Origin of the sequence: Lacisediminihabitans sp., assembly GCF_043726815.1 — a bacterium.
GTDB lineage: Bacteria > Actinomycetota > Actinomycetes > Actinomycetales > Microbacteriaceae > Lacisediminihabitans.
This window is the reverse complement of sequence record NZ_JAYSJZ010000104.1, coordinates 1-11,286: the sequence shown is the minus strand read 5'-3', so window position 1 is coordinate 11,286 and position 11,286 is coordinate 1. Positions and strand designations below refer to the sequence as shown.

The 11,286-nt window shown below is 67.4% G+C and carries 10 protein-coding genes and 2 tRNA genes; 6 read left to right on the top strand and 6 right to left on the bottom strand.

The window, feature by feature from the left end; translation table 11 throughout:
• Positions 1-49: 49 nt before the first annotated feature.
• Genes ACHZD8_RS15685 through ACHZD8_RS15665 form a run of 5 tightly spaced genes read left to right on the top strand, consistent with a single transcriptional unit; the run spans position 50 to position 5,532 of the window.
• A complete protein-coding gene (locus ACHZD8_RS15685; RefSeq protein ID WP_394771361.1) occupies positions 50-1,249 on the top strand; it encodes a CaiB/BaiF CoA transferase family protein in 1,200 nt (399 codons plus the stop codon).
• The gene (locus ACHZD8_RS15680) at positions 1,246-2,034 is read left to right on the top strand and encodes an enoyl-CoA hydratase/isomerase family protein (RefSeq protein WP_394771360.1); all 789 of its coding nucleotides are present in this window, start codon (positions 1,246-1,248) and stop codon (positions 2,032-2,034) included. The genes ACHZD8_RS15685 and ACHZD8_RS15680 overlap by 4 nt, the downstream gene beginning before the upstream one ends.
• Before the next feature lie 26 nt (positions 2,035-2,060).
• A complete protein-coding gene (locus ACHZD8_RS15675) occupies positions 2,061-3,257 on the top strand; it encodes a fumarylacetoacetate hydrolase family protein (RefSeq protein ID WP_394771359.1) in 1,197 nt (398 codons plus the stop codon).
• Entirely contained in the window at positions 3,254-4,768 is a 1,515-nt protein-coding gene (locus ACHZD8_RS15670; RefSeq protein ID WP_394771358.1) for an aldehyde dehydrogenase family protein, read from the top strand. The genes ACHZD8_RS15675 and ACHZD8_RS15670 overlap by 4 nt, the downstream gene beginning before the upstream one ends.
• Positions 4,765-5,532, top strand: coding sequence for a FadR/GntR family transcriptional regulator (locus tag ACHZD8_RS15665; protein WP_394771357.1), 768 nt, complete (start codon positions 4,765-4,767; stop codon positions 5,530-5,532). The genes ACHZD8_RS15670 and ACHZD8_RS15665 overlap by 4 nt, the downstream gene beginning before the upstream one ends.
• A gap of 110 nt (positions 5,533-5,642) precedes the next feature.
• Here ACHZD8_RS15665 and ACHZD8_RS15660 read toward each other — a convergent pair.
• Positions 5,643-5,715: transfer RNA gene (locus ACHZD8_RS15660), tRNA-Arg, on the bottom strand.
• An 88-nt stretch (positions 5,716-5,803) separates the two neighbouring features.
• On the bottom strand, positions 5,804-6,268 hold the full coding sequence (locus tag ACHZD8_RS15655) for a hypothetical protein (protein WP_394771356.1): 465 nt from the start codon (positions 6,266-6,268) through the stop codon (positions 5,804-5,806).
• A 127-nt stretch (positions 6,269-6,395) separates the two neighbouring features.
• Here ACHZD8_RS15655 and ACHZD8_RS15650 point away from each other — a divergent pair, with 127 nt between their 5' ends.
• On the top strand, positions 6,396-6,812 hold the full coding sequence (locus tag ACHZD8_RS15650; RefSeq protein ID WP_394771355.1) for an ACT domain-containing protein: 417 nt from the start codon (positions 6,396-6,398) through the stop codon (positions 6,810-6,812).
• Positions 6,813-6,911: 99 nt separating this feature from the next.
• On the opposite strand, the gene ACHZD8_RS15645 is transcribed toward ACHZD8_RS15650, so the two are convergent.
• From ACHZD8_RS15645 to ACHZD8_RS15630, 4 genes are all read right to left on the bottom strand, one after another.
• Positions 6,912-7,023 (bottom strand) — tRNA-OTHER (locus ACHZD8_RS15645).
• Between the two features lie 103 nt (positions 7,024-7,126).
• The gene (locus ACHZD8_RS15640) at positions 7,127-8,032 is read right to left on the bottom strand and encodes a nucleotidyl transferase AbiEii/AbiGii toxin family protein (RefSeq protein WP_394771354.1); all 906 of its coding nucleotides are present in this window, start codon (positions 8,030-8,032) and stop codon (positions 7,127-7,129) included.
• Positions 8,029-8,913, bottom strand: coding sequence for a type IV toxin-antitoxin system AbiEi family antitoxin domain-containing protein (locus tag ACHZD8_RS15635; RefSeq protein WP_394771353.1), 885 nt, complete (start codon positions 8,911-8,913; stop codon positions 8,029-8,031). Before ACHZD8_RS15635 ends, ACHZD8_RS15640 begins: the two co-directional genes overlap by 4 nt.
• A gap of 110 nt (positions 8,914-9,023) precedes the next feature.
• Positions 9,024-11,286, bottom strand: a 2,263-nt coding sequence (locus tag ACHZD8_RS15630) for an ATP-dependent RecD-like DNA helicase (RefSeq protein WP_394771352.1), incomplete at its 5' end; no start/stop codon positions are given.

Below are 11,286 nucleotides of genomic sequence, written 5' to 3'. Positions count from 1 at the left end.
TGGGCGACACGCGACCGATGAACGAACCACCATCGATGAGGAGTCACGGATGAACCAACCACGGGGCGTGCTCACGGGCTACCGCGTCATCGACTGCACCATCGCGATGGCCGGTCCGTTCGCTGCGCAACGGCTCGGCGACCTCGGGGCCGACGTCATCAAGGTCGAGCCGACCGCCGGGGAATGGCAGCGCTTCGCCTCAGCGGGGGGCGCGAACGGAAACCGGATCAACGTGTCGTTCCTGTCCCTCAACCGCAACAAGCGCTCACTCGCGGTCGACCTGAAGTCCGAGGGCGGCAAGAGGGTGCTCTGTTCGCTGGTCGCGACATCCGACGTCTTCCTGCAGAATTACCGACCGGGCGTCGCGGCGCGCCTCGGGCTCGACTACGAATCACTGAAGGCGATCAACCCGGCGATCATCTATGTCTCGATCTCCGGCTACGGCGAGGACGGTCCCTACATCGACCGTCCCGGCCAGGACCTCCTCGTGCAGGCCATGTCGGGCGCAATGCTCTCGGCCGGTCGCAAGGGCGAACCGCCGAGCCCCGCCGGCCAGTACCTCGCCGACGCCGTCACCGCGTCGACCGCGTTCGAGGGGGTGCTCGCCGCTCTGCTGCATCGCGAGCGCACCGGGGAGGGCCAACTGGTGACGGTCAACATGCTGGATGCCCTGACCACCCTGCAGATGCAGGAGCTCTCGGTGTTCACGGTCGGCGGCATTCCGCAGGAGCGCGGCGAACAGCCCAACGCCCACGTCTACATCCGGGCTCCGTATGGCATCTTCGCGACCAGCGACGGCTACCTCGCCCTCGGCTTCGCCGACCTCGAAACTCTCGGCACCGTCATCGGGGAGCCCAGCTTCGCCGGCATGGTGCCGGAGGTCGACGGCTGGACGCGTCGCGACGAACTGTACGAGAAGACGGAAGCACGACTGCGAACAGACACCACGGCGAACTGGCTCGAGAAGCTGCTCGCCGTCGGCATCTGGGTCGGCCCGGTGTACAGCTACCAGGATCTCGTCGACGATCCCCAGATCGCCCACAACGGGACCTTCGTCGAATACGACCATCCGACCGAGGGTCTCATCAAGACGCCGGGCTTCCCGTACAAGTTCTCGGTGACGCCGCCGCGAATCGACCGGGGCGCTCCCCTGGTCGGACAACACAGCCGCGAGGTGCTCGCCGAGCTCGGACTCGGCACCGACGAGATCGACTCCCTCGTGGAGTCGGGCGCGGTCGCCGCCCAATGAACACCTTCGCCCCGGGGACAGACCAGATCACCGTCCAAGTCGACGGCGCGGTCGCCCTGGTCACGATCAACCGCCCCGAGAAGCTCAACTCCGTCACTCCCGCGATGTCCGCCGCTCTGGAGGCCTTCGCGGCCTGGGCGAACGAGGCCGACGAAGTGCGGGCGATCGTGCTCACGGGCGCGGGCGAGCGCGCGTTCTGCACCGGCAGCGACATCCGCACCCTCGACTCGTACGCGACGCCCTGGGACTTTCGCAATCGCCGCGATTACTGCGACGCGCTGCGTGAGCTGCGCAAACCGGTCATCGCGGCGATCAACGGATACGCGCTCGGTGGCGGGCTCGAAACCGCCCTCACCTGCGACATCCGAATCGCATCGACAAACGCGTCCTTCGCGGCCCCGGAGATCAAGCTCGGCTGGATCGGCGGTGGCGGGATGACCGCGCTTCTGGCCAATTCGATCGGGGCGAGCAACACCGCGCTCATGACGATGACCGGCGAACCGATCGACTCCGCTCGGGCCCTGTCCTGGGGCCTGGTGAGTGAGGTAGTCGCTCCCGAAGCCCTCCTCCCCCGGGCGTTCGAACTTGCCGCGACCATTGCGAGCCGACCGCCCATCGCCGCCGAGACCGCGAAGGCAAACCTCGCCGCGGCCTTCAACCTTCCCCTCGCGCAGGCCGTCGCGTATGAACGCGAACTGCAGGGGATCACCTTCGCCACCGCCGATGCCGACGAGGGTCGGGCCGCCTTCGCCGAAAAACGACCGGGCATCTTCACTCGCCGCTGATGCCACTCGCCGCTACAAGGAGCACTATGACCGAATGGACCGGAGGGGCTCGAGCAGCCCTCCCGCAGGACGCCGAATCCGCGACGCTGGTCGGACGGGTGTGGGATGCCGCGGCGCGCGGCCCGATCGTCGTGGCCGTTCGCGGCGACGACGCCTTCGACCTCAGCGCGACCTTCGCCACCATGCGCGACGTGGCGGAGAGCGAGCACCCGGCATCCGCCGTCGCCGACGCCGCCGGACCCCGCGTCGCGAGCATCGACGAGCTCCTCGCCAATACCGCCGCCGACGCTCGCGACCCCGGCGCGTCGTGGCTGCTCTCGCCCATCGACCTCCAGGTGGTCAAGGCGGCCGGTGTCACGTTCCCGGCTTCCATGCTCGAGCGCATCATTGAGGAGAAGGCCCGCGGGCGGGCCGACGCGGCCGAGGACATCCGGGCGACCGTGCTCGCCGCGCTCGGAGGCGAACTGAAGGATCTCGTTCCGGGTTCGCCGGAGGCGACACGGCTCAAGGAGGTGCTCGTCGCCGAGGGGCTCTGGAGCCAGTACCTCGAGGTGGGGATCGGACCGGACGCCGAGATCTTCACGAAGGCGCCCGTGCTCGCCACCGTCGGAACGGGGATCGACGTGGGCATCCGCTCCGATTCGGAGTGGAACAACCCCGAACCCGAGGTCGTGCTCGTCATCGACTCGACCGGTCGCATCGTCGGGGCGACCCTCGGCAACGACGTCAACCTGCGCGACATCGAGGGCCGCTCCGCCCTGCTGCTCGGGCAGGCCAAGGACAACAACGGATCCGCCGCGGTCGGTCCGTTCATCCGCCTCTTCGATCGCGGTTTCGACCTCGACCGGCTCCGTCGCGAGACGGTCACCCTCCGGGTCGACGGAGCCGACGGGTTCAGGATGGAGGCACAGTCCCACATGGCCCAGATCTCGCGGGATCCCGCCGACCTCGCCGCGCAGGCGCTCAACGAGCGGCACCAGTACCCGGACGGCCTCGTGCTCTACCTCGGCACGATGTTCGCGCCGACAGACGACCGCGGCCTCGCCGGGCAGGGATTCACCCATCACGTGGATGACGTCGTGCGGATCTCCTCCCCGGCCCTCGGAATGCTGGTCAACCGGGTGAAGCGCACCGAGACACTCGAGCCGTGGAGCTACGGTGTGCACGCGCTGATGACCAGCCTCGCCGAGCGCGGCTTGCTGACAACGAAGGAGCTCGCATGACGATAACGACGACGGACCCGGCATCGGGGATCACCACGGACACCGGGATCGAGGAGACGACAGACGACCAGGTCGCCCGCATCACCGCGGCCGCCGCCGCAGCCTTCGAACACCTTCGCGGCACCAGCCGCGTCTGGCGGGCCGGACTACTGCGTGCCCTCGCCGACGGGCTCGAAGCCGACCGTACCTCGCTCGTGGCGACGGCAGCCGCCGAGACCGGACTCGCCGCGACTCCGCGATTGGATGGCGAGCTGACGCGATCCGCGTTCCAGCTGCGCCTCTTCGCCGAGGCGATCGAAGAGGGCGGGTACCTCGAGGCCGTGATCGACCATGCCGGCGACACCCCGATGGGACCAGGGCCGGACATCCGTCGGATGCTCGTTCCGATCGGGCCCGTCGCGGTCTTCGGTGCGAGCAACTTTCCCTTCGCGTTCTCTGTGGCCGGCGGGGACACCGCGTCGGCACTCGCCGCCGGCAATCCCGTCGTCGCCAAGGCACACTCGTCCCACCCGCTGACGTCGAAGGCGTCCTTCGACTCGCTGAACGGGGCGGGGGCAGCGTACGGCGCTCCGGCCGGAACGATCGGGATCGTCTACGGGCAGCGCGCGGGAGCGCGGGTGGTCGCGGATCCCCTCATCGCGGCGGTCGGCTTCACCGGTTCACTGGGGACGGGCAGGATCCTTCTCGACATCATCGGCGAACGCGAGCGGCCCATCCCCTTCTACGGCGAGCTCAGCAGCCTCAACCCGTTGATCGTGACATCCGCCGCCCTCGCGGCGCGGGGAGCAGCCATCGCCGACGGTCTCTTCGCGTCGTTCACCGGCTCGGCCGGGCAACTCTGCACCAAGCCGGGCATCGCGTTCCTGCCCCGCGCGGCCACGGAGATCCTGGACGCCATGGTGACCCGGGCGAGCGCTGCCGCCCCGCAGCCGCTGCTCAACGAGCGGATTCACCAGGCGTTCGGCGAGATCCGCGAGCGACTGATCGAGGAGGGCAGGGCCGAGTCCCTGGTCGCGCCCCACTCCGGCGACGACGGGTTCTCCATGAGCCCCGCGGTGCTCGCCGTCGACGCGGCTGACCTGACCGAAGCGGTGACCGAAGAGGCATTCGGACCGCTCCTCGTGATAGCCCGCTATGACGACCTCGACGAAGTGAAGGCGGCGCTGAAGGCCATCCCTCACTCGCTGACCGCGACGATCCACGCCGAAGAACACGAGTGGGAGGCCCTCGGCCCGGTTCTCTCGGAGCTCGAGGACATGGTGGGTCGGCTGGTGTTCAACGGCTACCCGACCGGTGTCCGGGTCTCCTGGGGCCAGCACCACGGCGGTCCGTGGCCGGCGACGAACACCCTGCACACCTCGGTCGGCGTCACGGCGATCCGCCGTTTCCTCCGTCCGCTCGCCTGGCAGGGTGCTCCCGAAACCCGCCTTCCCGAGGAGCTTCGAGACGACTTCACCGGCATACCGAGGCGGGTCGACGGTGTTCTGCGGCTCGCTACACTGTTGAAATGAGTGAGCTCTCCGCCCCGGCGGGCCCGGCGGAACCCACCATTTTCGGATCCTCGCCGCAGCGCGCACCGGCCGCTCGGCTCGGTGTCGCCGTCGTGCACGACCTCGTGAACGCCATCGTCACCGGGGAAGTCCAGCCCGGCCAGTCGCTCCCGCCCGAGGGAGTGCTCGCCCAGCATTTCGGCGTGAGCCGCACCGTCATCCGCGAATCGGTCAAGCGCGTCGAGGAGAAGGGCCTCGTCACCATCGCCCAGGGCCGGGGCACCGAAGTCCTCCCCTCCTACAGTTGGAATCTGCTGGATCCGGTGGTGCTCTCCGCCCTCGTCGACAACGACGACACCATCGGGGTGCTCGATGAGCTCGCGGTCGTGCGCGGCGCTCTCGAAGGGTCGATGGCGGCTGCCGCGGCCGCGGAACACACCGATGAAGAACTCGCGACGCTGCGAGAGCGTCTCGAGCACATGAACGAGACGAAGAACGGCCGGGGATTCGACCAGGCCGATGTCGACTTCCACCTCACGGTGATGGCGATGTCGAAGAACCTCCTCGCGCAGAACATCACCAAGATTCTCTACACGCGAGCGAGGGAGAGTGCGCGCTTCGTCGGGGCGACGAGCGATGAGGCGATCCAATTGACACTCGACGAGCACGCCCGCGTGCTGCGCGCGATCGAACGCGGTGACATCGTCGCGGCCGAGAACGCGATGCGCGAGCACATCAGTGTCGCCTGGCAGCGTCGCCGCCTTCCCACCCACCGCAAAGGCTGACCGGCCAGAGTGCCTCCAGGGCGGCCGACACCAGCTCAGCGCGTGGGGCGCCGCGGGGCCGAGGTGCAACTGCTCGGGTCACAACGCGGTTTTGACCACAACTTTTTATGTGCGCCCGGAGGGATTTGAACCCCCGACCTATTGATCCGTAGTCAATTGCTCTATCCGCTGAGCTACGGGCGCATTGCCGGGCTTAACCCGGCCTGTCGACTATACCAGCGATCAGGACCGGCGCGAATCCGAGGCGGAGCGGGCCGGCGGCGCGGCGGCGTCAGGAGGTGCGGCGGCGATCACTGGGCGCCCGGTGGGATGCGACGTTCAGCACCGTGGCGACCACAAAAAGCACGCCGATCGCGTACCAGAGCGGTGGCCAGATCCGTGCGAGGGGCCACCAGTAGGACATCGAGATCCCGAGATAGAGCAGCATGTACGGCACGAAGATCGACCAGCGGATCGGGTCGCGCCACTGCACCTCTGCCAGGTATTCCACGGTGAAGCCGAAGACCGCCCAAAAGAAGAAGAACACACCACCGAGCCAGAGCCACCACTCCTTGCCCTCCAGCAAAAGAATGCTGCTCACCAGCACGGCCGGGACACTCATCACATAGATGACCCAACCCTGGCGCACCGCCGTATCGAATCGCCATCGCCGAACCGCGAAGTGCACCACCAGCGCACCCTCGAAGAGGAAGGCGGTCATCACGAAGAGGGCTTCGAACAAGTCCAATGCCGGCATGAGCCAATCCAATGTCGGATCACGCTCGACGGTAAGTGCCCAAGGTCCCCACCCCCAAAACGTCCGGGTACGTTCCCAATCCCGAGGGATGCTCCGCAAGCGCTTCAAATGGGGGCAGAATGGACCGGTGACTGTCGAATCGGACCTTTCCAACCTGCTGGCCAAGCTCAGCCCCGAGCGCGTGCCGGGGTCATTCGTCTTCGCGTCGGTGGGCTTCAGCGAGTCTCTCCAAGGCATCGAGCCGCTCGCGAGCGTGGTCGAGTCCGAGGGGCTTTCCGTCGTTCTGCGCCGTGAGGATGCCGACCGACTCGGGCTGCACTACAGCTTCGTGGCGGCCTGGATCACACTGCACGCCTATTCGGCGCTCGAGACTGTCGGTCTCACCGGCGCGGTCGCCGCCACGCTGACCAAGGCCGGGATCAGCTGCAACATGATCGCCGGATACCACCATGACCACATCCTCGTGCCCGAGAACCGGCTCGTCGACGCCCTGACTGAGCTTAAGGAGCTCTCGGAGTCGCACGGATTCTTGATGCACCCCTAGAGGCACCGCGAGAGCGCCCAGCATCCGTCGCGGCTCGTCGGTCGACCAGTGCGCAAAATAGCCCCGAAATCACGAGGATTTCGGGGCTATTTAGAGGTGCGGAGCCGGTGGGATTTGAACCCACGGTACCCTTACGGGTACTCCACCTTAGCAGCGTCGGCGACGTGTGCTGTGGGTGCAGAAAACGTGGTCACGTGCGGCCGAAACACCCTGGATTCGGGGCTGCCAGCAGGCGCTGGGACCCCCACGGGACCCTCGGCACCATTCTCGAAGTCGACAAGCACGAGTGTGGGGCTTGGCAGCGGCACCGGTGCTCAGCTCCAGGCCAGCGAATCCGGGGACCAGATCTTGCGAGGGACCTCGCCGCGCAGGACCGGGTCGATGAAGGCCCTCATGAGGTCACTCGCGAGGTCGACCGACCGGTGCTCGGCACAGTAGGGCACGTCCTTCGCCTCCTTGGCGTACAGACGACCCCAGGTCGGCGGGATCGTCAGCTCGGTGAACGGGATGAGCGATCGCACGCGTGCCTCCGCGTCGATGGCGTGCCCCAGCGAGTCGGCGCTCACGCCCTGCGTCGTGGCGATGACGACGAGATCGACAAGATCCTTCTCGCGGCTCGACGGCCGCCCGCTGTAGTCGGCCATCGTCGCGCAGACCTTGTCGGCGATCTGGTTGACGATCGGATAGAGGCGGTAATCGTTGCTCGGGAGCCGAGGCAGATCGAGACGGTTGGCTGGCGGAGTCACGGTGACTTCGTCCGTGATGATCGCTCCGACCACGAGGTCGACATGCAGTGGCTCCTTCTTGTCGGCGCCGATGTAGACGTCGAAGTCGACGCCGTAACCCTCGGTGTAGGTCTGCTGGTCGCCGCCGACGGCGGACTGGTGCTTCGTATAGACGAATCGGAAGAAGTCGCCGAGGTCGATGCGTGCGAGGCGGATCAGCTCGTCGAGGGCACCGTCCAGCGTGTTGTTGGCGCGGAAGAGGTCGACGTCGGTGGTGCGTCGGCCGGATGGGACTCGGGCGAGGACTCCGGTGCCGCCCTTGAGGAGCCATTCCGAGTCGTCGCGCTCGGAGAAGATGCGGCTGAGGAAGCGCCGGAAGTACTCCTGGCGAATCCGGTCCTGGGTAGACATGGTCCTGTCGGCGGCGAAGGCGTTTCGGGCAGCATCGCGGATGGCGGCCTCGACCGCGGCCGCACTCCTATACGGCTCGGTCATGTCTCAGCCTCCCCCGTCGCGGTCCTTGTGCGCTCCAGTGCTGCGGCAGACCGGGCGAGCTGCGTCCAGTCGATCGCCTTCGTCTGTGCAGAGAGAGTCGCTTTCACATCTTGAAGCGCGGTCGCGCCGATCAGAGCAGCGAGCTCTTCCGTTGGCATTTGCTTCAGATAGTTCCGTGCGACGAGCGCGCCCATGCCGTCCAGCGACGCGATCTGCTTGGCGATCGCCTCGCGGTCGATTCCGGCAATCACAAGCAGCTGATCGAGTAGGGCTACGCCATCACCCTTACGGTGGCCGTTGCGTTCCGCCAGCGGGGCCAGGCGACGGCCAAGCAGTTCGAGATCGAGCTCGGACTTCCGGCTAGCGTCACGCAGTGCATCGGCGACGATCGACAGGTCCGTTCGGTCCTCGACGAGGTCGGCGATCGTGCGTTCCGCCGTCGTCACGGGCAGTCCGTCGCGGATCGTGACGTCCTCCTCGGGCAGGTCGCGTCGACGGTAGTGGAGATCGGCACGCTGAGTTTGACGACGGACCGGGGTGGTCAGCTCGGTGCGGTTCGAACGAAGGTCGCCAATATCGTGCAGCCACGCGGCGGTCTGCCCGGAGATCACGACACCGCGATGCCCATCGTCGAGGCGCTCGCTTGCCAGGCGCGCGGGATCGCTACTGAGCCACGCCGCGCGCACGTCGAGGTAGGCGCCACTAGGTGCACCAGCATCCTTGTAGACGCCGTGCGCCAGCCGGACAAGATCGCCACACTCGGTGAGGCGCGAGAGGTCGAGTCGGCTCACTCCGCGCGTGGCGGCCTGGGCCGAAGTGAACATGCCCCATTGCGAGGCGGACACTTCGGCCAGTTCGCGGAGTGCGTCCCGGGCTTTCATGCTTGAATTGTATCACTCAGGACGATACTAACCAAGATGAAGATGCGCCAAGAGTCCGAGTGGGCCTGTGTACGGTCCATGCCGTCATCCGATCGGGACGCCCACCATCATCACAGACTCAATTCGTGATCCGGCCCACTCCGACCGCTTGCGTCGCGCCCGAAGCTGGTCACATCGGGCCGGCGCAGGACACGCTGGCGTCGTCGCTCGGTGGCGACCTTGATGAGTCGGGCGGCCTGGTCGATTGGCAGACGCTCGATCGCAGCGAGGGATCGGCGGGCGGCCGCTGCCTTCATTCCGTACAGCGTGGTCTGCGCACCGGTGCTGGCCCGGGCGAGGTGCTCGGCGGCCTGGATCTGCTGCCGAAGTCTCGCCTTCGTGGCATTGACGAGCCGCACGGGTCCATCCGCCGCGAGCCCGGTCACGGCCTCGCGTGCGGCTGAGGTCGCAGAGTCAAGACCCCGGTCGGCGCGGTCGCGCTCAAACGCGGCGACGAATTGATCTCGAGCGTCGTCCACGTCGCGGGCGACGATGTGGAGGCGGTTGGCGTCGCGGCCACGGGTCATACCGACATAGACGCCGGAAGCATCGAGTGCGTCAGAGAGGACGGTATGCGATTCGTCCACGGTCACGCCCTGCACCCCGTTGGCGGTGGAGGCGTAAGCCAGATGCGCGTAGTCCGTGACGTACTCGCCGGGGAGTCGGACAGTGCGCTGCCGCTTCCGGCCGGTGGCGTTCTCCTTCGCCCATACTGACCCGTCGGTCTCGACGGCCTGCACAGTCCAGGTCTGCCGGTTTGCCACCTGCACCGTGCTGTCGTTCTTCCGGGTCTGGATCAGATCTCCCGCGCCGATGGCGAGCCCGTCGCTGCCAGTGGTGGTGCGTGTATCGTCGGCCGCGCCCTTCTGAACCCGCTCATCGCGGATTCGCTCGTTCAGCTCCCGCGCCTCGTCGTTCGTTGCCACCGCGATTGCGTCCCCATCCCGGGCGGCATGAGCGATGCTCTCCTGCGCAACCTCCATGCTCTCGTGCAGAATCACCAGGCCGAGCGCGTGCAGCCGGTCGAAGAGCAGCGCCGGGTGCTCGCCGGCGCGCATCCGCACGGTGAGTTCCGCGTACCCAGGATCGGTGAAGCGATGCACGGTCGTCATGTCGAACACCCTGGGTGAGAGTTGCGCCGCAATCTCGAGCACTCCGCCGCGGCCGACGGCGGCCAGTTGCGCCCGGTCCCCGACCAGAGCCACCGTGGCGCCGGCCTCGCCCGCGACAGTAAGGAGCGCGACGGCGGTGTCTTGGTCGAGCATGCCGGCCTCGTCCACCACAATTCGTTCGCCGCGAAAGAGCCGCGCGCCGGCGCCGGGTCCGCTGTAGGTCGCGCCCGTGCCGGGATCGGTGTCTCCGGGGGAGAGTCGAGTCCAGACTCCGTCGCGGTTCCACCGCCACCCGTGCTCATAGACGAGCTTCGCCACGCTCTCGGTGACGACATCGAGTTCCTGGTGGGCGACGTCGGCAGCCTTCTTTGTCGGCGTCACTATGCGGACCAACCGCCCCGCAGCGGCGGCGGCTTCGATCGCCACCCCGAGCATGGTGGTCTTGCCGGCCCCGGCGGCAGCTTCGATGACCACGAACGGGTCAGCGGAAGCGACTGCGGCGGCCGCTTGCGCCTGCTCGGGGTCCAGCCCGCGCCGCCGCGCCATGCTCGCCACGCCGGGCACGGCGCGCGGGATGGCGCTCGCGCTCGTGGCCAGCAAGTCGCGCAGGCGCGTCTCTACCGCAACGACATGCACCGAGGTCAGGTGCGCCACATGCTCGGGGCACGCACTGTGCAGCGGGAGCACTGACAGGCAATCCTCTGCGGCCAGCCTGGTCGCCATGGCAATGATCTCGCGCAACGCCGCAGGTTCCGCGCGCACCCCGGCCTCGGTGACGATCTGCGTGACGTGTTCCTGGATGTTGTGCACCGTCCACGTCGATGCGCCAGCCGCGCACCGGTCGAGCGCTCGGCTCGCTACCTGTTGCACGCTCAGCTCATCCAGCGACGATGCCGGGGTCACCGCAAACCGCTTTGGGTCCGGGGTGTAGCCGGCTTCATCCAATTCGATCCGCCAGGAGGACTCGTGGCCCAGCTTCGATGGCTTCTTCTGCGGGCGCTCGTGATCCCACGCCATCGCAGTAAGCCGGGACGTGACGGTCGGGCCAGGCTCCTGCCCGGGATGCCCTGCCCGCCAATCCGCCTCGAACGTGGCGAGGTTGCGTGCAACCTGCTCACCCCGCTTACTCATCATCGCGTTGAACTTCTTCAACTCCGCGACTTCCCCGGTCACCGGATCGAGGGTCAGCCCGTGCTGGTCGAGGACGTTGGCGAGCTGCGGG

What these genes read in the sequence shown, in the direction of transcription:
- ACHZD8_RS15685 (WP_394771361.1), top strand. Translation starts at nt 50, where the DNA reads ATGAACCAACCACGGGGCGTGCTCACGGGCTACCGCGTCATCGACTGC.
- ACHZD8_RS15680 (WP_394771360.1), top strand. Translation starts at nt 1,246, where the DNA reads ATGAACACCTTCGCCCCGGGGACAGACCAGATCACCGTCCAAGTCGAC.
- ACHZD8_RS15675 (WP_394771359.1), top strand. Translation starts at nt 2,061, where the DNA reads ATGACCGAATGGACCGGAGGGGCTCGAGCAGCCCTCCCGCAGGACGCC.
- ACHZD8_RS15670 (WP_394771358.1), top strand. Translation starts at nt 3,254, where the DNA reads ATGACGATAACGACGACGGACCCGGCATCGGGGATCACCACGGACACC.
- ACHZD8_RS15665 (WP_394771357.1), top strand. Translation starts at nt 4,765, where the DNA reads ATGAGTGAGCTCTCCGCCCCGGCGGGCCCGGCGGAACCCACCATTTTC.
- ACHZD8_RS15655 (WP_394771356.1), bottom strand. Translation starts at nt 6,268, where the DNA reads ATGCCGGCATTGGACTTGTTCGAAGCCCTCTTCGTGATGACCGCCTTC.
- ACHZD8_RS15640 (WP_394771354.1), bottom strand. Translation starts at nt 8,032, where the DNA reads ATGACCGAGCCGTATAGGAGTGCGGCCGCGGTCGAGGCCGCCATCCGC.
- ACHZD8_RS15635 (WP_394771353.1), bottom strand. Translation starts at nt 8,913, where the DNA reads ATGAAAGCCCGGGACGCACTCCGCGAACTGGCCGAAGTGTCCGCCTCG.